At 37.8% G+C, this 23,369-nt stretch carries 22 protein-coding genes and 1 riboswitch; of the genes, 13 read left to right on the top strand and 9 right to left on the bottom strand.

Translation table 11 applies throughout. The features are described 5' to 3' along the window. Positions 1-16: 16 nt before the first annotated feature. The 3 genes from C9J29_RS19100 to plsY all read right to left on the bottom strand — a co-directional run bounded on the left by C9J29_RS19100 (position 17) and on the right by plsY (position 2,621). The gene (locus tag C9J29_RS19100; RefSeq protein WP_008178750.1) at positions 17-1,561 is read right to left on the bottom strand and encodes a spore germination protein; all 1,545 of its coding nucleotides are present in this window, start codon (positions 1,559-1,561) and stop codon (positions 17-19) included. Between the two features lie 147 nt (positions 1,562-1,708). After that, positions 1,709-1,999 carry a HesB/YadR/YfhF family protein gene (locus C9J29_RS19095; RefSeq protein ID WP_008178751.1) on the bottom strand — a complete coding sequence of 97 codons (291 nt, stop codon included), beginning with the start codon at positions 1,997-1,999 and terminating at the stop codon, positions 1,709-1,711. Between the two features lie 19 nt (positions 2,000-2,018). Further along, the gene (plsY, locus tag C9J29_RS19090) at positions 2,019-2,621 is read right to left on the bottom strand and encodes a glycerol-3-phosphate 1-O-acyltransferase PlsY (protein WP_008178753.1); all 603 of its coding nucleotides are present in this window, start codon (positions 2,619-2,621) and stop codon (positions 2,019-2,021) included. A gap of 536 nt (positions 2,622-3,157) precedes the next feature. On the opposite strand from plsY, the gene parE reads away from it, so the two are divergent. The 7 genes from parE (at position 3,158) to C9J29_RS19055 (ending at position 11,482) form a co-directional block, all read left to right on the top strand. Further along, a complete protein-coding gene (gene parE / locus C9J29_RS19085) occupies positions 3,158-5,134 on the top strand; it encodes a DNA topoisomerase IV subunit B (protein ID WP_008178755.1) in 1,977 nt (658 codons plus the stop codon). After that, entirely contained in the window at positions 5,131-7,569 is a 2,439-nt protein-coding gene (parC, locus tag C9J29_RS19080) for a DNA topoisomerase IV subunit A (protein ID WP_089987193.1), read from the top strand. The genes parE and parC overlap by 4 nt, the downstream gene beginning before the upstream one ends. Positions 7,570-7,692: 123 nt before the next feature. Further along, positions 7,693-7,803, top strand: a riboswitch (TPP riboswitch). 155 nt (positions 7,804-7,958) lie between these two features. Further along, the gene (locus tag C9J29_RS19075) at positions 7,959-8,954 is read left to right on the top strand and encodes an ABC transporter substrate-binding protein (protein WP_089987192.1); all 996 of its coding nucleotides are present in this window, start codon (positions 7,959-7,961) and stop codon (positions 8,952-8,954) included. A gap of 1 nt (position 8,955) precedes the next feature. Beyond that, positions 8,956-9,249, top strand: coding sequence for a thiamine-binding protein (locus C9J29_RS19070; protein ID WP_008178760.1), 294 nt, complete (start codon positions 8,956-8,958; stop codon positions 9,247-9,249). Beyond that, positions 9,246-10,019, top strand: coding sequence for an ABC transporter permease (locus C9J29_RS19065; protein WP_089987191.1), 774 nt, complete (start codon positions 9,246-9,248; stop codon positions 10,017-10,019). The genes C9J29_RS19070 and C9J29_RS19065 overlap by 4 nt, the downstream gene beginning before the upstream one ends. Beyond that, complete coding sequence (locus C9J29_RS19060; protein ID WP_089987190.1) at positions 9,994-10,743, top strand: ABC transporter ATP-binding protein; 750 nt, start codon at positions 9,994-9,996, stop codon at positions 10,741-10,743. Before C9J29_RS19065 ends, C9J29_RS19060 begins: the two co-directional genes overlap by 26 nt. Beyond that, complete coding sequence (locus C9J29_RS19055) at positions 10,733-11,482, top strand: TatD family hydrolase (protein ID WP_008181306.1); 750 nt, start codon at positions 10,733-10,735, stop codon at positions 11,480-11,482. The genes C9J29_RS19060 and C9J29_RS19055 overlap by 11 nt, the downstream gene beginning before the upstream one ends. A gap of 60 nt (positions 11,483-11,542) precedes the next feature. Here C9J29_RS19055 and C9J29_RS24385 read toward each other — a convergent pair whose 3' ends face one another. From C9J29_RS24385 to C9J29_RS19035, 5 genes are all read right to left on the bottom strand, one after another. Then, the gene (locus C9J29_RS24385) at positions 11,543-11,719 is read right to left on the bottom strand and encodes a hypothetical protein (RefSeq protein ID WP_164908714.1); all 177 of its coding nucleotides are present in this window, start codon (positions 11,717-11,719) and stop codon (positions 11,543-11,545) included. A gap of 92 nt (positions 11,720-11,811) precedes the next feature. After that, entirely contained in the window at positions 11,812-13,356 is a 1,545-nt protein-coding gene (locus C9J29_RS19050) for a solute symporter family protein (RefSeq protein WP_043990796.1), read from the bottom strand. A gap of 8 nt (positions 13,357-13,364) precedes the next feature. Next, the gene (locus tag C9J29_RS19045; protein ID WP_025116302.1) at positions 13,365-13,703 is read right to left on the bottom strand and encodes a DUF485 domain-containing protein; all 339 of its coding nucleotides are present in this window, start codon (positions 13,701-13,703) and stop codon (positions 13,365-13,367) included. Between the two features lie 481 nt (positions 13,704-14,184). Further along, entirely contained in the window at positions 14,185-15,738 is a 1,554-nt protein-coding gene (locus C9J29_RS19040; RefSeq protein ID WP_008181316.1) for a solute symporter family protein, read from the bottom strand. Beyond that, positions 15,739-16,074 carry a DUF485 domain-containing protein gene (locus C9J29_RS19035; RefSeq protein WP_089987187.1) on the bottom strand — a complete coding sequence of 112 codons (336 nt, stop codon included), beginning with the start codon at positions 16,072-16,074 and terminating at the stop codon, positions 15,739-15,741. It abuts the gene before it with no gap. A gap of 584 nt (positions 16,075-16,658) precedes the next feature. Between C9J29_RS19035 and C9J29_RS19030 the strand changes: the two genes are divergently transcribed. The 6 genes from C9J29_RS19030 to C9J29_RS19005 all read left to right on the top strand — a co-directional run bounded on the left by C9J29_RS19030 (position 16,659) and on the right by C9J29_RS19005 (position 21,127). After that, a complete protein-coding gene (locus tag C9J29_RS19030; RefSeq protein ID WP_008181322.1) occupies positions 16,659-17,255 on the top strand; it encodes an SCO family protein in 597 nt (198 codons plus the stop codon). 184 nt (positions 17,256-17,439) lie between these two features. Beyond that, positions 17,440-17,775 (top strand): ArsR/SmtB family transcription factor, encoded by a 336-nt coding sequence (locus C9J29_RS19025; RefSeq protein WP_275443985.1) that lies wholly within the window; start codon positions 17,440-17,442, stop codon positions 17,773-17,775. A gap of 37 nt (positions 17,776-17,812) precedes the next feature. Beyond that, entirely contained in the window at positions 17,813-18,811 is a 999-nt protein-coding gene (locus C9J29_RS19020; RefSeq protein ID WP_107922615.1) for an NADP-dependent oxidoreductase, read from the top strand. Positions 18,812-18,999: 188 nt separating this feature from the next. Then, the gene (catA, locus tag C9J29_RS19015; RefSeq protein ID WP_008181328.1) at positions 19,000-19,647 is read left to right on the top strand and encodes a type A chloramphenicol O-acetyltransferase; all 648 of its coding nucleotides are present in this window, start codon (positions 19,000-19,002) and stop codon (positions 19,645-19,647) included. 208 nt (positions 19,648-19,855) lie between these two features. Continuing rightward, on the top strand, positions 19,856-20,353 hold the full coding sequence (locus C9J29_RS19010; RefSeq protein WP_089987184.1) for a DinB family protein: 498 nt from the start codon (positions 19,856-19,858) through the stop codon (positions 20,351-20,353). Between the two features lie 348 nt (positions 20,354-20,701). Continuing rightward, a complete protein-coding gene (locus C9J29_RS19005) occupies positions 20,702-21,127 on the top strand; it encodes a YfmQ family protein (protein ID WP_008181333.1) in 426 nt (141 codons plus the stop codon). Positions 21,128-21,464: 337 nt separating this feature from the next. Here C9J29_RS19005 and C9J29_RS19000 read toward each other — a convergent pair whose 3' ends face one another. Continuing rightward, a complete protein-coding gene (locus tag C9J29_RS19000; RefSeq protein ID WP_089987183.1) occupies positions 21,465-23,174 on the bottom strand; it encodes a methyl-accepting chemotaxis protein in 1,710 nt (569 codons plus the stop codon). Positions 23,175-23,369: the final 195 nt, after the last annotated feature.

The raw sequence follows: 23,369 nt of genomic DNA, 5'->3' as shown, positions 1-23,369 counted from the left end.
CATTTGTTCAGTAGTTTTATTTCCGACCTGTTCTTGGGACATATTTATGCCCTCTAACAACGTTTTTCTGATTGACTAAGCGTGGACGTGTTAATAAACGTCTACGAGGAAGCAATAAAAATGCATCTTTTTGATCCTGTAAAATTAAAGGAGCAAACGGGCTTAAATACGGTACACCAAATGAACGAATGCTGCATAAATGAAGAATAATGATAATAATGCCAAACATAACTCCAAAAAGACCAAACATAGCAGCTAAGATCATTAATGGAAAGCGCAGTACACGAATCGTATTGGACAAACCATAAGCAGGGAATAAAAAACTACAAATGGCCGTTAATGCCACTATAATAACCATTACAGCCGAGACAACACCGGCATCTACCGCTGCCTGGCCAATTACCAGCGTACCTACGATGGACACAGCTGGACCGATTGTTCGCGGCATTCGAAGCCCTGCCTCTCGTAGTATCTCAAAGGCAAGCTCCATAATAAGTGCTTCCACTACGGCAGGGAAGGGCACGCCTTCTCGTTGTGAGGCGATACTAATTAGCATGGCCGTCGGTAGCATTTCTTGATGAAACGTCGTAATCGCAACATAGAGAGATGGTGCTACCAATGCCAAACTAATACCAAAGAAACGTAAAATACGAATGAGGGAACTAATCATCCAATGTTGATAGTAGTCTTCTGCTGATTGCAAAAAGGAAGTAAATAATGCAGGCACCACTAATACAAAGGGGGTACCATCTACTAGAATCGCCACTTTCCCATCTAATAATTCACCAGCAATAACATCTGGCCGTTCTGAGTTGTAAATGGTTGGAAACATGGTATTTTTAGAATCTTGAATAAAATCCTCAATATAGCCACTTTCTAAAATGCCATCGATATTAATGCGATCTAACCGCGCTAACACCTCCGCAACAATTTTGTCACTGGCGATACCATGTATATACATCACGGCGACATCTGTTTGTGTCACTTCACCGATGACTCGAGACTTAATCCAAAGATTTGGACTTTTTATTTTTCGTCGAATGAGCGCGGTATTCGTACGCAAAGTTTCAGTAAAGGACTCTCGAGGTCCTCTAATAACGGATTCGGTTGAGGGCTCTGTGACAGCTCTATCCTTTGCACTTTTCGTACTTGTTACAATGCCTTCAGCAAAGCCGTCTAATAAAATGACGGTTTCACCATTAAGGATGGCATAATACAATGATGTGAAATTTTCGATATTCATCACATCACCAACAGTTAAATAGGAACTTCGCACATATTGATTAATGGTAGTAATTTCAATTTCTTGTTCTTCCTCAATATTCGCCATTAATTTATCAATCACTGAATCCGAAATCATCGTTTTATCGGATAAGCCATCAATGGAAATAATGGCCAGTCGATGGGGTTCAGCTTCACCAATGGTAATTTCTCGTATAATGATGTCATTGCTATGACCGAGAGTGTTTTGAATGACTTTTATATTTTTGGCAAGGGAAGTATTTAATAAATCGTCCGTTGTAAGGGATGGGGAGGGATCGATCTTGTTTGATATGGACATGGGTTTTCCTCCTCAAATGGATGTTCACTATATATAGAATGGACAACTTTGTGCGGAGATAAACGAAAAAAGGAATGAAATTCTAGCTACTATTTTTCAAATAAAAAAACAGTATTTCCTTTCAGAGACTGAAAGGAAAATACTGCTTTATGTACGATACTCGTATTGTAATTCATCTAAACTAGCATCCACGTCCACATGTAGATTGTGATCGTTAAAGAACCATAAATCTTTTTCATCGATGTAATAGGTTACGCCATCAATGACTGCTTCTGCTCCAATGCCGATGGGCTCTTCTCGCGTCATGCCTAGTGAAAAGCCTTCGTGAAAAGGACTTGAGCCACCATAGCGTGCATAAAAGCGAATAGTATCGCCAGGTTCTACTTCCATCTCTTGTTTGAACCATTGTAGGGCTTCATCTGTCAGTGCAATTTTCATAGCGAATGCTCCTCTCTTCTTACAGCCATTTTACCTTTGGCTCGGTGCCATTTTTAATACGTACAATATTGGCACGATGACGATAAATAATAAAGGTAAATAAAAAGGCTACCAAGATGCTTAATGCAAAGTCACCTGTAACAAAATAATAAACGATTGAATAGATAAGTGCTACTAAAGCGGCTATCATAGATGTTAAGCTGACGATTTTTGTGATTTTCAATGTCACAAGAAAGGCAATTAGGAGCAAGACAAACAATGGCCATGAATAGCCTAATAAAACACCTGCTGATGTGGCAACGGCTTTTCCACCACGGAAATTGGCGAAGATTGGAAACATATGACCAATCACTGCAACAAGACCTAGGATTAAGGAATGGATAGAACTGTCTGAGAATATTGGAAGTGCAGCTAGTAAGACAGCGGCAGTCCCTTTTAGAACATCCATCACAGTCACAACAATACCAGCTTTTTTTCCTAATGTTCGGAACGTATTGGTTGCTCCAAGATTACCGCTTCCATGTTCTCGGATATCGGTATTATAAAAAATTTTACCTATCCATAGCCCTGAAGGTATAGAGCCGATTAGATAAGCACATAAAATAATAAGTCCATTGATCATAGTTGGACTCCTTTCATTCATAGTCCATCACTTGGTACTAATAGTTTGTAACAAGTATTTTACACTTTTTCTTGCTAATCTACAATGTTATGAAGGAGATTTCGTAAGGAGTCTTGAATTCAATACAAAAGAAACTAAAGTAAGTTAGAGATAGGCTTTTAGGCATGATTGATGAAAGAACGAAAAAATTCTTTATTAAAATATAGGCAAAAAGGCAATTTTGTCATTCGTTCATTCCTTTGGTAGAATAGAAGTCTAACTTTATTCATTTACATGACATTGACGCATCAACTATATTGCAACTAAATAAGCTACGATGCGTCAGGTGTTTACGGATACTAGTGGTAGTCTGTCTTGCTTAAATTCCAATTTTAAGCAACTGTTGAAGATGTTTACTATTTAAAGTGTATATTAAAACTGTGAGCAATTTTTAAAAATTTAATGGGACCTGTCGCTAACTATTGACAGGAAATGCTATTATTATTAGGATGAGAACATAAATAGAACAAGTGTTTGTTTTTTGGAGGGGAATTTTTTTGACGAATAAACAGTCACCTAGCGTCTATAATGATGACGCTATACAAGTATTAGAAGGATTAGAAGCGGTGCGCAAACGACCAGGCATGTATATCGGTTCCACAGATGGCCGTGGACTTCATCACCTTGTGTATGAAATCGTTGATAATGCGGTGGATGAAGCATTGGCTGGCTTTGGATCTCATATTATTGTCAAGATTCACAAAGACCAGAGTATTAGCGTACGCGACTTTGGCCGTGGAATGCCAACTGGTATGCATAAGATGGGTAAACCTACTCCTGAAATTATTTTTACTGTCCTTCATGCAGGTGGTAAGTTTGGACAAGGCGGTTATAAAACGAGTGGCGGCTTGCACGGTGTAGGTTCTTCTGTCGTGAATGCGCTATCCACATTTTTAGAAGTAACCATCCATCGTGATGGTAAAAAATATCGCCAGCGCTTCGAGCATGGTGGACATCCAGTGACAACACTTGAAGAAATTGGTCAAACGAAGCAGACAGGTACGCTTGTTCATTTCCTACCTGATGAAACGATTTTCTCTGTTACAAAATATAATTATGATACGTTAGCAGAACGTTTAAGGGAGTCAGCTTTTTTATTAAAGGGCTTAAAAATTGAATTAATTGATGAGCGCGAGGAAGGCAAAAATGATATGTTCTTTTATGAGAACGGCATTGAAGCTTTCGTTGCGTATTTGAATGAAGAGAAAGATGTTCTTCATCCTGTGAAATATGTGGAAGGCATTCAAGATGATATTGAAGTAGAGTTCGCCTTCCAATATAACGATGGTTATTCTGAAACGATTTTGTCGTTTGTTAATAATGTACGGACACGAGATGGCGGTACCCATGAAACAGGTGCAAAAGCAGCTCTGACGCGTGTTTTTAATGAATACGCAAGAAAAATTGGTTTATTAAAGGATAAGGATAAAAACTTGGAAGGAACGGATATTCGAGAGGGCTTAGCAGCTATTGTATCTGTCCGTATTCCTGAGCACTTATTACAATTTGAAGGACAAACAAAGGGCAAGCTTGGTACAAGTGAGGCCCGTTCAGCAGTAGATAGTGTGGTGTCTGAACAAATTTTATATGTGCTAGAGGAAAATGCTGAATTGTCGGCATCTCTTGTGCGTAAAGCGATTCGTGCGCAGCAAGTACGTGAAGCGGCTCGTAAAGCTCGTGAGGATGCGCGAAATGGTAAGAAAAACAAAAAGGGTAGTACGATTCTGTCAGGGAAATTAACGCCTGCACAGTCACGTAATGCGGCGAGAAATGAATTATATTTAGTCGAAGGTGATTCAGCGGGTGGTTCTGCAAAACAAGGTCGCGATCGTACATTCCAGGCAATATTACCACTGCGCGGGAAAGTGATTAACACGGAAAAAGCCAAGCTTCAGGATATTATGAAAAACGAAGAAATTTCAACGATTATTCATGCGATTGGTGCAGGTGTTGGAACAGATTTTGCTGTTGAGGATTCAGCCTACAATAAAGTAGTCATTATGACCGATGCTGATACAGATGGCGCTCATATTCAAGTATTGCTATTAACGTTCTTCTACCGTTATATGCGTCCGCTCATCGAGGCTGGTAAAGTCTTTATTGCATTACCGCCACTTTATAAAGTTTCTAAAGGGACTGGCAAAAAAGAAGTGATTGAATATGCTTGGACAGAAAATGATTTACAAAAGGCCATCAAACAAGTTGGAAAGGGTTACATATTACAGCGCTATAAAGGTCTTGGTGAGATGAATGCAGACCAGCTATGGGATACAACAATGAACCCTGACACACGTACATTAATTCGTGTCACAATCGAGGATGGTGCACGTGCAGAGAGACGTGTCACGACGTTAATGGGCGATAAGGTAGAGCCACGTCGTAAATGGATCGAAGCCAATGTAGACTTCGGTATGGAGGATGATGCTAACATTTTAGAAAATGAATTCATCCAACAAGAGGAGGGCCAAGCATGAGTAGCACAGAAAAGTTTCAAGATTTACCTTTAGAAGAAGTAATGGGTGACCGTTTTGGTCGCTATAGTAAATATATTATTCAAGACCGCGCGTTGCCAGATGCACGTGACGGTCTTAAACCTGTACAGCGTCGAATTTTATATGCGATGTTTACAGAAGGTAATACACACGAAAAACCTTTCCGTAAATCGGCTAAAACAGTCGGTAATGTAATCGGTAATTACCATCCACACGGAGATAGCTCTGTCTATGAGGCAATGGTACGTATGAGTCAGGATTGGAAAGCTCGTCATATGCTCATTGAAATGCATGGGAATAACGGTTCAGTTGATGGAGATCCGCCAGCTGCCATGCGTTATACTGAGGCAAGACTATCTGCGATTGCGGGTGAAATGTTACGAGATATCGGGAAGAAAACGGTTGAATTCGTACCAAACTTCGATGATCAGGATATGGAGCCAACTGTTTTACCAGCACGTTTCCCTAATTTACTAGTAAACGGCTCTACAGGGATATCTGCGGGTTATGCAACTGATATTCCACCTCATGCACTAGATGAAGTGCTAGATGCTGTATTGATGCGCTTAGACAAGCCTACTGCAACAGTGGATGAATTGATGACGGTACTCAAAGGTCCAGATTTCCCAACAGGCGGTATTATTCAAGGTGTGGACGGCATTAAAAAGGCATATGAAACAGGGCGTGGTAAAATTATTGTCCGTGCGCAGGCTGTGGTGGAACCTATTAAGGGTGGCAAAGAGCAAATCGTTGTTACCGAATTACCATACGACGTGAATAAAGCGAATCTTGTAAAAAAAATTGATGAGCAGCGTGTAGATAAACGCCTTGAAGGGATTGCTGAAATTCGTGATGAATCTGACCGTACAGGGTTACGTGTCGTAATCGAGTTGAAAAAGGATGTTCCTGGACAAGGGATTTTACAGTACTTATTTAAAACAACAGATTTACAAGTAGCTTACAATTTTAATATGATTGCGATTCATAATCGTCGCCCAACGATGATGACATTACCATTATTATTGGACGCCTATATTACTCACCAAAAAGAAGTGGTCACAAATCGTTCTATATATGATTTACAAAAGGCAAAGGATCGTTCCCATATCGTAGATGGCTTAATTAAAGCATTGTCTATTTTAGATGAAGTCATTGCGACAATTCGTTCTTCAAATGATAAGAAGGATGCCAAGCTCAATTTACAAGCAAAGTTCGATTTTACCGAGGTACAAGCAGAGGCGATTGTGAGCCTGCAATTATATCGTTTAACGAATACCGATATTACAGAGCTCCGCCAAGAACAGGATGATTTAAATAAATTGATTGCCAAGCTAGAAGGAATTTTACAAAGCGAGGCCAAGCTTGTACGTGTCATTAAACAGGAATTACTAGATATTAAAAAACGCTTCACAGAGCCGCGTCGCTCGAGAATTGAACAAGAAATTGAAGAAATTAAAATTACATTAGATGTCCTTGTTCCAAGCGAAGAGGTTGTGGTGACTGTCACGAAAGATGGCTATATTAAACGTACTTCTACACGATCTCATGCCGCTTCCAATGGTCAAGATTTTGCGATGAAGGATTCCGATTACTTATTGTATGAAGCAAACTTAAATACGCAGCATCATCTATTGTTATTTACAAATAGAGGGAATTATATTTATCAGCCAGTTCACGAATTGCCTGATATTCGTTGGAAGGACCTTGGTCAGCATATTTCTAGTATTGTGCCAACAAGTGAAGATGAATCAATTATTGCAGTCTATGGCTTTGAAACATTTGAACAACCAAATACGTATATTTTAACTGCTACGAAAGATGGACAAATTAAACGTTCACCGCTCGCAGATTATGCAGTGACGCGTTACTCGAAGCCGATTAAAACAATGAATGTTAAAGCGGGCGATGCAATGATTTATGCATCGTTTATGACGGATGATGTGGAATTGCTCTTAACAACTGATACGGCGTATGCTATTCGATTCCCTATTGAGGAATTACCAGTTACTGGTGTGAAAACAGGCGGCGTTAAAGGGATTACGTTAAAAGATGGAGAAGCTTTAGTAGGGGTCAATGTTTTACAGCCAGATGAAACACAATATGTCGTTATTGTGACACAACGAGGGGCTGTCAAGAAAATGAATGTCGCAGAGGTAGAAATAGCAGGTCGTGCCAAACGTGGTCTTAAAGTCCTGACAGAATTAAAAGCAAATCCTCACCGAATTGTCGCTGTGATTCAAGCGACAAACGATGAGCAGGTTGTGATTGAAACTGAAAAAGGCGTCCAAGAGTTTATTGATGTTCAAGCATTGACACGTGCTGATCGTCATTCTAATGGTTCATTTAAAGTGGATATTGCAACAGATGGAGCCATTTCCCATGTCTTAACGGCCAAAAAAGAACAAAAACCAAGCTAAAATCATGCCCAGTCTCTATATTGTAGAGCTGGGCTACTTGTTGGAGTGGAACAACTATCCAAAAATAGCATCTTGTCATTTTAGATCAACTATGGGTATAATAATCATCGAAAAGTTCATAGCGAAAGAATGTAGGGGGGCTAGTTATGGCTAGCTGAGATTGTGTCCGATAGACACTGACCCTTTGAACCTGATTTGGCTCGTACCAGCGTAGGGAACATCTATTCAAAAAAGCAAAAGTTTTGGAGATTGATTGCAATACGTCTGGGAGGAATCCTAGGCGTTTTTTTGTTTTTCAATCAATATCTTACCAACTGTATATTACGCTTTCTTCTGGTGACAACATTCATTCTTGAACGCTTTCATATTACAAACTGGGAGGACCTAGCATGAAAAAATGGTTATTTATTTTAATAGCGGCACTATTGACGTTAGTAGGCTGTAGCGACAAGGAGGACAAGCAAGCTGCTGATACAAAGAAAAAGGTGTCAGTGGTTCTCGATTGGACACCGAATACGAATCATACAGGATTGTATGTTGCGAAAAAGCTTGGTTATTTTGAAGAACAGGGCTTAGATGTTGATATTATTATGCCAGGAGAGGCAGGAGCCGATCAGCTCGTAGCTTCCGGTAAGGCAGAATTTGGCGTGAGCTATCAGGAGGGCATTACACAGGCTCGTGTTCAGGATGTGCCACTCGTCTCAATAGCAGCCATCATCCAGCATAATACATCTGGATTTGCTTCTGTAGAATCAAAGGGTATTACATCTCCAAAGGACTTTGAAGGAAAAACTTATGGTGGCTGGGGGGCGCCACTCGAACAAGCAGTATTACAATCATTAATGCAAAAAGAAAACGCTGATATTAATAAATTAGAGATTGTCAATGCAGGAGATTTAGATTTCTTCACAATGATGAAAAAAGACATCGACTTTGCTTGGATTTATTATGCTTGGACAGGAATTGAGGCAGAGCTTCGTGGGGAAAAGATTAATATGCTGTATTTAACGGACTACAGTGATCAGTTAGATTACTATACACCTGTTTTAGCAACTAATGAAAAAATGCTTCAAAACAATCCAGACATCGTCAAAGCTTTTGTTGCGGCTGCATCGAAGGGCTATGAATATGCAATCGAGCATCCGAATGAAGCTGCCGATATTTTACTAGAAGAAGCCCCAGACTTAGATAAGGAATTAGTGCATAAAAGCCAAGAGTGGTTGGCTGATAAGTATCAGGATGACGCTAAACAATGGGGTGAGCAAAAGCTTTCTGTATGGGAAAACTATGCTAAATGGATGTCGAGCAACAAAGTATTAGAGGGCGAATTTGATGCTAAACAAGCGTTTACGAATGAGTTCTTACCGAAAAAGGAGGCCAAATAACATGGCAAATTCATTAATCAGTGTCCAAATTATTCCGAAGACAGAGAAGTATGAGGATGTCATTCCTTATGTAGATGCGGCCATTGCAGTTATTAATGCATCTGGTGTGAAATATGAGGTTCATCCACTTGAAACAACGATGGAGGGTGAGCTTACAACTCTCCTTCAAATCATTGAAAAAATGAATATTAAGATGGTCGAGCTAGGAGCCATTAATGTCATTACACAAGTAAAAATTTTATATCAACCAAATGGAATTACAATGGCTACATTAACGGAGAAATATCAGTCATGAAACGGGCATTACAAAAGGGAAGGACGATAATTTTTATCGCCTTCCTCTTATTCATATGGGAGCTTGTTGTGCATATCGCTGATGTTCCTCCATGGCTCCTTCCAGCACCGAGCATAATTGTAGTAGAAGGCATTCAATCGTATCAGACGTTCCTGCCACATGCTCTGGCTACTGTGCAATTAGCTTTACTAGGACTTGCTATTGGAGTTGGCTGTGGTCTAACAGTGGCAATTGTTTTGCATCGTTTTCCTTTCATTCGGTCGTTATTTTACCCGATTCTCATTATGTCGCAAAACATACCTATTCTTGTGTTAGCACCGCTGCTTATTATTTGGTTTGGCTTTGGCTTATTACCAAAGCTCATCATTATTTGTCTAGTGTGCTTTTTCCCTATTGTCATAGCGACAATGGACGGTTTTCGTCAAACAGCACCCGAGTTAAAGCATTACTTTGAAATGATTGGTGCAACGAAGGCCCAAACGTTTTGGAAACTAGAATGGCCACATGCCTACCCAGCTATTTTCTCAGGTGTAAAAATTGCTGCAACTTATAGCGTAATGGGGGCAGTCATTGCGGAGTGGCTTGGTGCGAAAAAGGGAATTGGTGTATACATGACCTTAGCACAATCCTCCTTCCGTACAGATCGAGTGTTTGTCGCAATTTTTGCGATTGTCTTGTTAAGCTTATTGTTATTTAGTAGTATTCGTTTGCTTGAAAAATTAATGGTAAAGGGGAGAAGTTATCATGCTCAGCATTCAAAACATCGCTAAGTCCTTTAACAGTCTACATGTTCTTGATAATATTTCCTTTGATGTCAAGAATGGTGAGTTTGTGGCCATTGTAGGTCCATCCGGCAGTGGTAAAAGTACCCTTTTTCAATTAATTGGTGGGGTCTCTTCGGTTGATCAAGGGGTGATTTTATTAAATGGAGAGGATATCCTGCAAAAAAGAGGAACAATTGGCTATATGCCACAGCAGCCTTGTCTACTGCCTTGGCGTACTATTTTAGAGAATGTAACTATAGTTGAGGAACTGCAGCAAAAGCCTAATGTTGAACGTGCAAAGGGGTGGCTAGAAAAGGTAGGACTTGCTTCCTTTAGCCATGCTTATCCAAACCAGCTATCTGGAGGGATGCAACAACGTGTATCCTTCATCCGTGCCATTGTCAGTGATAAACCTATTTTATGTCTAGATGAACCATTTTCTGCGCTCGATGAATTTACAAGACTGGAAATGCAGGCATGGCTACTGTCTATTTGGGAAGAACATCGAAAATCCATCTTATTTGTCACACATAGTATTGAGGAGGCACTCTTTTTAGCGGATCGTATACTTGTTTTATCGAAACGACCTGCAACGGTGAAAAAAGAAATCATTGTCCCGTTTGAGCGTCCTCGCAAAGAAGAAATTCGTCATTCGGCCACATTCACAGCCTTGAAGCAACAATTATTCATGTATTTACAGGAAGAAAAGGGTGATTTGCATGTTGATTGATGCCCATATTCATTTAGATCAGTATAAGGACGTGGAAATACCTTCTTTATTGGAAGAAGTAGAGGCATTAATTGCGGTAAGTATGCAGCTGTCCTCCTGTCAAAAGACGTTGAATTTAGCGAAGGTCTATCCCAAAGTGAAGGCAGCTTTTGGTTTCCATCCCGAGCAACCTTTACCGAGTGAAATAGAAGAGAAGGCTTTATTTGATTGGATTCGCTCGCATAGTGATGAGATGATAGCAGTCGGCGAGGTCGGTTTACCCTATTATTTAAGGCAAGAACAAGCTTTGGATGTTCGTCCGTATGAGGCTTTATTGGAACGATTTATCGTATTGGCGAAGGAGTTGGACAAACCGATTGTATTGCATGCTGTGTATGAGGATGCTACCGTTGTGTGCGAATTACTAGAAAAGCATCAGCTTCGTCAGGCACATTTCCATTGGTTTAAAGGGGACGAGGCAGTTGTGAAACGCATGATTCAGCAAGGTTATTTTATCTCCGTTACGCCTGATGCATTGTATGAAGAGGAAATTCAACAGTTAATTCAAATCTACCCGATTGAATTAATGATGGTTGAAACAGATGGTCCATGGCCGTTTGAAGGTCCATTTACAAATAAACCTACGTCTCCGTGGATGATGCATTCGACGATTGAGGTGATTGCAGCCATCAAGGGATTGTCTATACAAGAAGCGGCTCAAATTATCACTCAAAATACGACAAACTTTTATCGACTTTAAACTAATTTTGTAAGTGACACTTGTGTTTTCTACAATAATAAAAGCAGTATAGGATACAAACTAATTATCCGTATACTGCTTTTTATGTTTAGTAAAATCATGCTTCAATTTCTCTGTCTTTGTTTTGGTGGTGCGTTCATGTGTACTGAAGGAATTGGATTGGCGATTTTTCTCTACATCCTTGCCAACAGTTCTTTTTATTTGCATTCGCTTCTTTTTCGCTCTAGATTGAGCCATTTTCATTCCCTCCTTTTAACAATTATAGTAACGAAAATGAAAGAAAAAGTAAAACCTCGTAAGCAAGAACTTACGAGGTTTATGACATAGATTTAGTGAGATACGTCCTGTACAGAAATACCTGTGTTTGCTTTAACGTCAACTTCACGATATTTTGCATCATCAGTTTCTTTAGAAAGTAATGTGCCGATGAAACCACCAAGGAAACCAAGCGGTACAGAGATTAGGGCAGGGTTCGTTAACATAATTAACGGATCACCCACGAAAATCGCCTTGCCTTCAACTGGATTCCATACGTTTGGTGACATAGCTACTAATACTAAAGCAGAGATTAAACCTGTTAACATCGCTGTAACAGCACCAGCTGTATTAAAGCGTTTCCAATAGATTGTGTAAATAATAACTGGAAGGTTAGCAGAGCCTGCAATACAGAATGCTAAAGATACTAAGAACGCAACGTTTAAAGTTTGTGCACCAAGTGCTAATAAAATGGAAATTATAGCGATTGTAATCGAACCGATACGTGCTGCAAGAACTTGCTCTTTTTCAGTAATTTTACCCTTTTTAATGATTTGCCCATAAATATCATGTGATAGGGCAGAGGCACCTGAAAGTACAAGACCTGCTACTACCGCTAAAATTGTTGCGAATGCTACTGCACAAACGAATGAGAATAGAATGTCGCCACCTAGTGCTTCTGCAAGAAGTGGGGCAGCCATATTACCAGCAGCGTTAGCCGCAATAATATCTTCTTTTCCAACGAATGCTGCTGCACCGAAACCTAAGAAAATTGTTAAAACGTAGAAGATACCTACAATCCAAGTAGCCCAAATAACAGATGAACGAGCCGTTTTTGCATCCTTTACAGTGAAGAAACGCATTAAAATATGTGGAAGACCCGCAGTACCTAATACTAATGCAATTAACATGGAAATTGTGTCAAGTCCATTTGTATATTTTAGACCAGGGTTTAAATAAGCAGCGCCACTATCTGTCGCTGTAGACATTTCTTTGAACATTGTTGCAATACTGAAGCCAAACTCTTTTAATACTAAGAATGAGATAATAACTGTACCTAGCATTAAAAGACAAGCTTTAATAATTTGAACCCATGAGGTCGCTGTCATACCACCGAATAATACGTAGGTTGTCATCATGAAACCTACGATCAATACAGCTACCCAGTAGTCGATACCTAAAAGTAATTGAATAAGTGCTCCTGCACCAACTAGTTGTGCAATCATGTAGAATAAAACAATTGTAATCGTGCTTAAAGCAGCTGTTCCACGTACTTTTGAGTTATTGAAACGAGCTGTAATCATGTCAGCTAAAGTGAATTTTCCAAGGTTACGTAATGGCTCAGCAACGATGTATAATACCACTAAGTAAGCTACTAAATAACCAATAGAGAAGAAGAATCCGTCAAATCCAAATAATGCTACTGCACCTGCAATCCCTAAGAAAGAGGCTGCTGATAAATAGTCACCTGCGATAGCTAGTCCATTTTGCCAGCCTGTTAAGCCCCCGCCAGCTGTATAGAAGTCACTTGCAGAAGATGTACGTTTAGATGCCCACCATGTGATAACTAATGTTAAACCAACAATGGCTACGAAGAAGAATATGGCTGTAAAACTCATTCCGTTATTCATCGGCGGCCACCTCCGTTCTCATATTCTGCGATAATCGCTTTTGCTTCTCTGTCGAAGTTGTTTGCTTTAGCTACATATAAATGACATAACCCCCATGTCATGATGAATAGCCCTGCGGAATAAATCCACACCCAAGTAATTTCCCCAAATGCCTTTTGGTGTAGAATTGTTGTGTACGATGTCAGAATTGGTAACAACATGTAGGCCAATAAAAATATGGCAGTCATAGACCAAAGAAAAGAGTTCTTTCTGCGTACAAGAGACTTAAACGATTCTTGGTTTGCAATTGCATCATAGTCAATCACGACACCTTTTTTTGCTTGATTGTTCGCCATTAACATTCCCCATTTTGTGTATATTTTTTCTGCCTTAAGACTTGATTTTGCTAGTTTAGTGAATTCACATTCTCATTTTATGAAAGAGTTCACAAAATTGCAATACATTTCAGAAAAATTATGTAAAAAAAATTTTTCTGAAAATAGTCCTGAAAGAGAAAAAAACCTCCGAAACCAAGAACATCTAGGGTTTTAGAATATTCAGATAAATAAATGAAGCAAAGAGAAATCTAGATTCTTGACAAAAAAAGAATGATAAATCCACAAAAATGCCTTGGTTTTTTATCCATATTTAAACACTATTGCCTTAGTGAAAATTGGTTTTTTTCTGTATTTTGGAAGTCAAATAATATTGTTCGATAAGTAATTTGCTAGTTGTTGAATAACAAAAAAGGCGAAAAACTCGACCGAAAATCGAATTTTTTGCCTATTTTTTTGTATATTTTGAATTTCAATTCATTATGCATACAGTGTATAAAAATTAGTGAGAAATATCAGATACAGAAACACCAGTATTCGCTTTTACACGAATTTCTTTATAAATACGTTCGGCTTCTTCAGTTGGTACTTTACTAGATGACAGGACCGATCCCAAATAACCTGCAATAAAGCCTAATGGAATGGTAATAATGGCTGGAACAGCTAGTGGTACAAGTGGTTTACCAACAAAAATAGCTGCACCTTCAACAGGACTCCATACATTTGGTCCCATCGCTCCTAAGATCAAACAAGAAATTAACCCTGTTAGCATCGCTGCTACAGCACCAGTAGAGTTGAACTTCTTCCAATAGATCGTATAAAGAATGACAGGTAAATTCGCGGATGCACCAATACAAAACGCAAATGACACTAGGAACGAAACGTTTAAGCTTTGTGCAAACAGCGCTAAAACAATGGAGACAATTGCAATTGAGATAGAGCCTGTCCGTGCTGCTACTACCTGTTGCTTTTCCGTTAATTTTCCATCTTTAATAATTTCTCCATATATATCGTGTGAAATCGCTGATGCACCCGTTAAAACTAAGCCAGAAACAACCGCTAAAATTGTCGCAAAGGCTACAGCACCGATAAATGCCATTAACACATCTCCACCTAAATAATGTGCCAGCAGTGGGGCAGCTGTGTTACCAGCCTTACTTTCAGCTAAAATTTGATCTAAACCTACAAAATTTAACGCACCGAAGCCTAAAAATATTGTTAATGAGAAGAAGATAGCTGTAATCCAAGTTGTCCATGATATAGACGAGCGAGCCGTTTTGGCATCTTTTACAGTAAAGAAGCGCATTAAAATATGTGGTAAACCTGATGTTCCTAAAACTAAGGCCATCATCATCGATACGGAATCAATAGTGCTTGTGTATTTAATTCCTGGTACAAGGAATTCCTCCCCATGATCGACGGCAATGGTGTCAAACATTTTCATTAGAGAGAAATCAAATTTCACTAATACTAATGTAGCTAATAAGCCTGTCCCGAATAATAGTAAACTAGCTTTTATAATTTGTACCCAAGAAGTTGCTGTCATGCCACCGAATAATACGTAGGTAGTCATCATTACACCGACAATTAACACGGCAATCCAATATTCAATGCCGAATAGTAGTTTTATCAATGCACCTGCACCTACAAGCTGTGCAATCATATACAGAATGACAATAATAATCGTACCTGATGCCGCCACGCCACGAATTCGTTTTTCATTAAAACGAGCCGTTAACATGTCAGCAAGTGTATAGCGGCCTAAATTACGCATAGGCTCAGCGATGATATATAGAAGAACTAAGTTGGCTACAACATAGCCCACAGAGAAAAAGAAACCATCAAAGCCAGTTAAAGCAATCGCACCAGACACCCCAAGAAAGGCTGCAGCTGATAAATAATCACCAGCAATCGCAAAGCCATTTTGCCACCCCTTTAATCCGCCGCCAGCTGTATAAAAATCAGCTGCTGAGGAAGTACGCTTGGCTGCAATATAGGTAACAACAAGTGTTAAACCAACAATAGCTAAAAAGAAACCTACGGATACAATGTTCATTTAGTTACCACCTTTCGCATGATACTCGGCGAGCACAGCAGCTGCAGCTTTATCGAATGAAGCAGCTTTTTTTACATATACTGTACAGAGCACGATGGTCATCACAAATAATCCAGCCGAGTAAACCCAAACTCCAGTAATATTTCCGAAGATTTTTTGTTGTAGTACAGGCTGGAATGCAAGGATCGGAAGCAAAATATAAAGAATAAGAAACACTGCTGTAATCGAGAAAAGAAAGGTGTTTTTCCTTTTCACAAAGCTATTGAATGATTCCATTGCCTCAATTGCATGATAATCAACGCGTTGTGCTTGTTTTTCACTAGAAACATTCGCCATTATTATTCCCCCTAAAGTTATATATTTCTGTTTTAAACGACATATTTCTTTTTCGTTCGCCGTTATATTCACTTATTTTATGGGGGATATTCTTATAATGCAATACTAATTTTTGAGTTTTTATAATTTTTAGTCATTTCATTTTTATGGGAATAACATAGAAATATTAAGGGTTTACTAGAAAAATATTGTATGAAAGAGAGTGTTTATTTCTATTGATATAATATTCTTAAAATAGATTACTGCTAATAAAAATGACTGCGGGAGAAAATAATCACTTAAAAGAGAATTTTCTGTATTTTATTATTCTGCTATTAATATCCAGTGTTGATTAATAGTGTGGAATCGTATGTTATATAACAATGAAATTTTTCTTTGGGAAATAAAGAAAATGATAAAAAAAAGCTTTGAAAATTTTTAAAAAAAGGAGAGCCATTTGGGAGAAGTAGAGTGATGTAATGCCAAAAATAGTTAATGTTCACAACTTACACAAAATGCAACGCTTGGATAAGCTCATTATCTTGTATTTGGAATCTAGAATGCATAAAATAAGGTGAAGAAATGAAGGGAAGTGTGCAAAATAAATGAAAAAGAAAAGCATGCTGCTAGTTTTAGTACTAGCATTCAGTAGCATTTTAGCTGCTTGCGGAAGTTACAAGTTTGAGCCATCTCTAAATATTGAGGTTCAAGATTTTAATGTAACCAATCAAAAAAATGAACAAGTGAGCCTTGATAACTTAAAGGGCAAGCCTTGGTTGGCCATGTTTATTTTTACAAACTGTACGACAATCTGTCCGCCTATGACATTTAATATGACAGAAGTACAGCAGGCCTTACAGGATGAAGGTCTTGAGGATTATCAAATTGTTGCATTTAGTGTAGATCCGGAAGTGGATAAGCCAGACGTATTAACAAACTACTTAAAAACGTATAACGTTGTAGATGAAAGTAAATGGCAGCTATTAACAGGCTATCAGCAGAAATTTATCGAGCAATTTGCACGTAAATCATTCAATTCATTAGTCAAGAATGATCCTAACTCAGACCAAGTCATACATATGTCGAGCTATTATTTAGTGAATGCAGACGGCACAGTTGTAAAAGACTATGATGGCGCGACAAACGTACCAGTTGAAACAATCGTTGGAGATATGAAGGCTCTTATTAAGGAAAGCAAGTAACTCAAGTAACACAGAGGTCCATGTGACTTCTGTGTTTTTTTGTTGTATAGAGACGAGCTTCGAAAATTGATTCGTCTCGATTTACTTTCTCAATATTGCACGGAATAGCCCTGTATTATATTGTTGTATTCATAACGGTTCAATAACTTAAACTATTCAACTAATTAAAGGAGGTATTCACTTAATGACTAAAGAGGAACAGCTACACATCATTAAAGAAAATTTTATGAACTGTCAAAAGGTATTATTGGCAATTGGTGATGAAACACGTCAATCTATTTTACTTGTTCTAATGGCAACAGATTGTCAAACAGGCTTGCGTGTTGGGGAAATCACAGAGCAAACACATCTTTCTAGACCTGCTGTGTCACACCACCTTAAAATTTTACGAGATGCTGGCGTTATTTTAATGCGTAAAGAAGGGACAAAAAATTTTTATTATATAGATATACGTACGAGATTAGGTTTACTAAAAACACTTGTTACAGATATTGAATCGTTGTTAAAGGAATATTATTGAAACGACTGGTATCAGACATGAATTGGAGGAATCAACAATGAAAGCAATGGTAATTGATAAATATGGCGCTGCTCCCATGCGTTTAGCAGAAGTGCCTACACCTAATATTGGTGAATATGAAATTCTAGCAGAAATTCGTGCGGCCAGTATTAATCCGATCGATTTTAAAATACGAGATGGGAAAGTAAAACTATTAATTAAGTATGAAATGCCTCTAATCCTCGGAAATGATTTTTCAGGAGTTGTGGTAAGGGTTGGTGCAAAGGTAAGTCGATTTAAAGTAGGAGATGAAATATATGCACGGCCACGTAAAAGCAAAATTGGCACCTTTGCCGAATTTATTGCAATTCATGAGGATGACATAGCGTTAAAGCCTAAAAATTTAAGTTTTGAGGAAGCTGCGTCCATCCCACTCGTTGGCTTAACTTCATACCAAGCATTGCATGACATCATGCAATTACAAACAGGACAAAAAGTATTGATTCATGCAGGGTCTGGTGGTGTCGGTACTTTTGCTATTCAATTAGCTAAATTAATGGGGGCAACTGTGGCAACGACTGCTAGTGAAGCTGGGGCAAATCTAGTAACAACGCTCGGTGCTGATGAAGTAATCAACTATAAGACAGAAAAGTTTGAGGAGCTATTAGAAAAATATGATGCAGTTTTCGACACACTCGGAGGGACGTCACTCGAAAAATCCTTTGAGATAATTAAACGTGGAGGAAAAATCGTTTCAGTTTCAGGCTTACCGAATGCACGCTTTGCGAAAGAGCATGGCTCAGGTTTTTTTAAAAGATTATTGTTTTCAGCAGCAAGTTATAAACTGACTGCACTTGAAAAGAAGCATGATGCTCACTATTCATTTTTATTTATGAAGCCAAGTGGTGAGCAATTACGTATAATTGCGGACTATATTGAATCGGGTAAAATCAAACCTGTCATAGATAGAATTTTTTCATTTGAAGAAGCTCAACAAGCAATGGAATATGCCGAGTCTGGAAGGGCTAAGGGGAAAATCATAGTCAAAATCAAGTAATGGACTAAGCGATTCAGGTTGTTATCCCATGTTGGCAAAGCAAATGCTCACTTATAAATTTCTTTTTATATGGAAAATTTTGCTGTAAAATAAGTTCTAGGTCGATTTAGAAAAAAAGGATGATTTAATGAAGAAAGCAGTGAAAATAGCCTCCTAAAACCAGCCAAAATTTTAGGAGGCGTAAAAAAATGAAATTTTATTTGATAGACCGTGAGAATTGGCAACGAAAAGAGTATTTTGAACACTATTTGCAACAACAAACATCATTCAGTATAACGAATGATATTAATATTACTGTTTTGATGGAGAATTTAAAGAAAAAGAATTTGAAACTATATCCTGCGTTTATTTTTATGATTACTAAAATAGTCAATGCACATCAAGAATTCAGAACTAACTTTAACGCAGAAGGGCAGTTAGGGTATTGGGAGGAAATGTTGCCTTCATACACAATTTTTGATAAACAGTCATGCACATTTTCTTGCGTTTGGACATCTAATTTCACTACATTTACTGAATTCTACACGCAATATGAGCAAGATATAGAAACATATAATGGTACAGATCGAATGTTTCCCAAAATGCCTATACCAGAAAATAATATTCCTATCTCCATGATACCATGGTGTTCTTTCACCGGATTTAATTTGAACATTCATAATGGTGGAGATTATCTATTACCGATTATAACGGGTGCTCAATATGCTTCTATAAATGGGGAGTATCGCTTACCAATTTCGCTACAGTTTCATCATGCAGTTTGTGATGGTTATCATGCAGGGATTTTTATGAATGAGCTGCAAAAACTTGCTGATAATAGTGCAGAATGGCTATAGTTTTTATAAAAGGAGCTGTGATTGCAGCTTCTTTTTTGGGGACATAACAGTTTATTTGTAATTAGAAGGTGGAAGCGTCCGTCATAGCTGAAGACACCAATGTTATGTTTTTGAAACCACCGTTTTATTTATAACAGTCTAGTAACTAGAGAGGCTTTCTATTCAAATGAAATTTATAGTAAACTAACCAAAAGCGAGGAGAGAAATCATGATTAAACAACTAATCGTCGGTGACACATTGCATGAATTGACCGCTACACGTCGTATTTTGGAACGTTTGCCTGAGGAGCATCTGTCATGGAAACCTCACGAGAAGTCGATGACGCTCGGTGGGCTAGCCACACATTTGATTAATATACTGAACTGGCAAATTGCTATACTTCAATACTCAGAGTTTGATCTCTTAACCGTACCGCTAAGAAGAGAACCTTTAGAAAAACAATCGGATATTCTAAATGAGTTTGACGGGAACGTTGACAAGCTGGAACAAATGCTTGCCGAATGTGACGGAAATATGCTAGGTCAAGAATGGATATTGCGTCAAGGTGACCATATCATTCGCCGTGAGCCACGTGCACTCGCATTCCGTACCTTCGGATTAAGCCATATGGTCCACCACCGAGGGCAACTCGGAGTATACTTGCGCCTTCTCGATATTCCCGTCCCTGGCATGTACGGTCCCTCTGCTGACGAACAAACCTCATGAGCGAAGGTTCTTCATTCGAAAAGGGTAGAAACATAGTTTGAAGGCTCATATTTTAGCAAATGTCTGCCACCTTACATGAAAATGCTTAGTATAAAAGGAGCGACCAAAGCTAATTGTCTTATAAAGGACAAGGCGTTTTGGACGTTTCTTTTATTTTGATGAAATTGTATTAATCCTAAGTGGATGGTAAAAAAATTTTAAATTGGATGGTGATAAAAAATTAAAATCCTTTATCATTGAAAGGCGGATGATCAAACATCCATATAGCGACATTACATATTAATGAGAAATCAAATTATTAATAAAGTAATAGCTATGAAGAAAAATGGCTGAAAGAGTTGATATAAGATGACAACGGGATTGATCATTACGATAGTGATTGGATCTATTATTAAATTGTTAATGAGCCCACCAAGTATAGCTGTGGCATGGGTAGTAAATAAATTTGAGCTTCACAAAGAACTGGACTCAAAGGAAGTTACGGTTACGTTTAATGGATATAATTTAGAAGAGGGAGAAAAAATAAGATTTATAGATTTTTTTAATAAAGCTATCTTTTTGAAAAAATATTATATATTTCCGGGCAATGAAAAATTATTTTTACAACCTGAGACGAGTGTTACACCCTTTGTCATCAACTTAAAAAGTGGCAAAAAAGATGTGGATTTCTTAATTTTTCCCTACGATGATCATGTGGATGTAGTCAAGAAGCGTAAAGAGAAAGTGATTTCATATAGCCTTAGTTCAGAAAATCTACAAAAGTTCACTATATAAACAGCTAATTAAATTTTTGAAAAGTAGGGATTCGGTCCAAACTGCGGTTTCAGTGTAGAATCCCTCTTCTATACGAACTCTGATTTCTCAACTCATTTGTATAGTAATTTACTATTTCTTTTTGCAGGAATTACAAAACAACCAAAAGATACAGGTACAAGACAATATCTTTCAGTTTTTATGCAAAAGTTCTTACAATAAATCGTCTTTTTTTATTGCATTCTTACATATTCCTTATGTATAGCGGATAGGTAGCGCTAAGGTAGAATAAAAAGCTGTTTTTTTGAAAAAAACCCAATTTCTCTGTATAAATTAGAGAAATTGAGCTTTGCTTTTATTATCGCTTTGAATTTGTTTGAATAGTAAACTTAGAGACATTTTCCTCCATTGTATTAGCTAACTTTGCTAATTCTTCACTAGAATGGGCAACTTCATAAATGGAGTTTGTTTGATTCTGTAAATATGCGGCTGCTTCTTCCGTACCAGCTGCATTTTCTTCCGATATAGCAGATAAGTTTTGTAGAATATCTATTACTTCGTCCTTTTTTTCACCCATATTATTGCCTAAGTTATATAAATCCTCAATTACCGTTTTTATTTTTTCAATAGAAACTGCAACATCTTCGAATTTACCATTTGTAGTTTCAACACTTTTTGTTTGCGAATTGACAAGATTATTCACTTCTTGCATTGTTTGAACTGCTTGTCCAGTTTTTCCTGTTAAATCTCCTATCACTGTGGCAATTTCCTTAGTGAATTGATTGGATTGTTCTGCCAATTTCCGTATTTCGTCCGCAACCACCGCAAATCCTTTTCCTGCTTCACCAGCTCTAGACGCCTCAATAGCCGCGTTTAGGGCTAGTAAATTCGTCTGTTCAGCAATAGTTCTTATCATCTGACTTGCATTTTGAATTTTCCCAGAGCTTTCGTTAGTCGTGAGAATGATAGTATAAATTTCATTTGCTGCCATATTATTTTCTTCTGTTGTAGCAACAAGTTCCTTTAATATGAGTAAACTCTCATCTTTTATATTGCTTACTTCATCGACAAATTTATTTAGATTTTCTAAATGACCTTGATTATTTTCAATTAGTACTCCAAGCTCTCCAATACTTGTAGTCCCATATTCGGTATCTTTTGCCTGTTCCACTGCACCCTTAGCGATGTCTTCAACAGTGGATGATAAATCCTTCGAAGACTCTAAAGAAATACTAGTAGCATCTTTAAGTTCTTCAGAAGATGCAGTTACCTTTTTTGAAGTTAGACTGATTTCATTAAGTAAATCAACAAAATTATTCTGCATCTCATTTAATGCATGTGTAAGCTTGCCTACTTCATCATTTCTACTTGTATATTTTAAATTGATTAACTCAGTGAATTCTCCTTTTCCCATTTCATTGCATTTATCAACTGCTAACAACAAAGGCTTAAACATTTTATTTAAAATAATAATCATTAGTAAAATGATTATTAAACAGCCAACACTAACTGTAATAATTTCCTTGAATAAAATTTCATTCGTGACCTTTGTGATATCGCCCTCAAAAATGCCAACATCCATAGAACCGTAAAGCTTATTATCTATGTAAATGGGTACCATTATATCGAACGTCCAACTTTTCTGAACATCCGCATAAAATCTACTCGTCATAGTTTTCCCATTTTTTGCTCCATCTACTGAGTAGGGGTCATCTTCATAGTTTTTACCTATTTTCTCTTGATCACTATGAGCAATTGCCGTAACGTTTTTATCAATGACTACTGCATAAGCTATCCCACTTTGCTTAGCCTTGTTTTCAACAAAATTTTGCAATTCCACTGTAGGATTAGATGTAGAAAGTAAAATATACTCCGCTTGACGTGCAATTTCATCGACTTGCTGGATACTCTTTTCTAATAGCGCATCTGAAACATTTTCTTTAACTGTACTAATATTCAAATAGGAACTAATGCTGATAACCGAAATAAACAGTAAAAGTGTAAATCCGATAATGCGATTTTTTAAACTTCCTTTTCTGACCTTACCATTTTTCAGCTGTTGACTCATAGATACTTACCCCCTTCTTTTTAACTATCTCAACTTTTTAATTAATTATAGTTCTTTAGTTATGGTTAATCAATATTATTTGGAAAAAAATTATTACTTTAGGTTATAAATTCTAAAATTTTGAAAACTTGCCCTTAGTTGGTAGCTCTTTATATCTTTTGTTCGCAGTTCATTTTCCGTACTATAGGTTAATGA

Source organism: Lysinibacillus fusiformis, assembly GCF_003049525.1.
GTDB lineage: Bacteria > Bacillota > Bacilli > Bacillales_A > Planococcaceae > Lysinibacillus > Lysinibacillus fusiformis.
Note: the sequence above shows the minus strand (reverse complement) of the source record. Positions and strands in the feature narration are given on the sequence as shown.

What these genes read in the sequence shown, in the direction of transcription:
- C9J29_RS19100 (WP_008178750.1), bottom strand. Translation starts at nt 1,561, where the DNA reads ATGTCCATATCAAACAAGATCGATCCCTCCCCATCCCTTACAACGGAC.
- C9J29_RS19095 (WP_008178751.1), bottom strand. Translation starts at nt 1,999, where the DNA reads ATGAAAATTGCACTGACAGATGAAGCCCTACAATGGTTCAAACAAGAG.
- plsY (WP_008178753.1), bottom strand. Translation starts at nt 2,621, where the DNA reads ATGATCAATGGACTTATTATTTTATGTGCTTATCTAATCGGCTCTATA.
- parC (WP_089987193.1), top strand. Translation starts at nt 5,131, where the DNA reads ATGAGTAGCACAGAAAAGTTTCAAGATTTACCTTTAGAAGAAGTAATG.
- C9J29_RS19075 (WP_089987192.1), top strand. Translation starts at nt 7,959, where the DNA reads ATGAAAAAATGGTTATTTATTTTAATAGCGGCACTATTGACGTTAGTA.
- C9J29_RS19070 (WP_008178760.1), top strand. Translation starts at nt 8,956, where the DNA reads ATGGCAAATTCATTAATCAGTGTCCAAATTATTCCGAAGACAGAGAAG.
- C9J29_RS19065 (WP_089987191.1), top strand. Translation starts at nt 9,246, where the DNA reads ATGAAACGGGCATTACAAAAGGGAAGGACGATAATTTTTATCGCCTTC.
- C9J29_RS19060 (WP_089987190.1), top strand. Translation starts at nt 9,994, where the DNA reads ATGCTCAGCATTCAAAACATCGCTAAGTCCTTTAACAGTCTACATGTT.
- C9J29_RS19055 (WP_008181306.1), top strand. Translation starts at nt 10,733, where the DNA reads ATGTTGATTGATGCCCATATTCATTTAGATCAGTATAAGGACGTGGAA.
- C9J29_RS24385 (WP_164908714.1), bottom strand. Translation starts at nt 11,719, where the DNA reads ATGGCTCAATCTAGAGCGAAAAAGAAGCGAATGCAAATAAAAAGAACT.
- C9J29_RS19050 (WP_043990796.1), bottom strand. Translation starts at nt 13,356, where the DNA reads ATGAGTTTTACAGCCATATTCTTCTTCGTAGCCATTGTTGGTTTAACA.
- C9J29_RS19045 (WP_025116302.1), bottom strand. Translation starts at nt 13,703, where the DNA reads ATGGCGAACAATCAAGCAAAAAAAGGTGTCGTGATTGACTATGATGCA.
- C9J29_RS19040 (WP_008181316.1), bottom strand. Translation starts at nt 15,738, where the DNA reads ATGAACATTGTATCCGTAGGTTTCTTTTTAGCTATTGTTGGTTTAACA.
- C9J29_RS19035 (WP_089987187.1), bottom strand. Translation starts at nt 16,074, where the DNA reads ATGGCGAATGTTTCTAGTGAAAAACAAGCACAACGCGTTGATTATCAT.
- C9J29_RS19030 (WP_008181322.1), top strand. Translation starts at nt 16,659, where the DNA reads ATGAAAAAGAAAAGCATGCTGCTAGTTTTAGTACTAGCATTCAGTAGC.
- C9J29_RS19025 (WP_275443985.1), top strand. Translation starts at nt 17,440, where the DNA reads ATGACTAAAGAGGAACAGCTACACATCATTAAAGAAAATTTTATGAAC.
- C9J29_RS19020 (WP_107922615.1), top strand. Translation starts at nt 17,813, where the DNA reads ATGAAAGCAATGGTAATTGATAAATATGGCGCTGCTCCCATGCGTTTA.
- catA (WP_008181328.1), top strand. Translation starts at nt 19,000, where the DNA reads ATGAAATTTTATTTGATAGACCGTGAGAATTGGCAACGAAAAGAGTAT.
- C9J29_RS19010 (WP_089987184.1), top strand. Translation starts at nt 19,856, where the DNA reads ATGATTAAACAACTAATCGTCGGTGACACATTGCATGAATTGACCGCT.
- C9J29_RS19005 (WP_008181333.1), top strand. Translation starts at nt 20,702, where the DNA reads ATGACAACGGGATTGATCATTACGATAGTGATTGGATCTATTATTAAA.
- C9J29_RS19000 (WP_089987183.1), bottom strand. Translation starts at nt 23,174, where the DNA reads ATGAGTCAACAGCTGAAAAATGGTAAGGTCAGAAAAGGAAGTTTAAAA.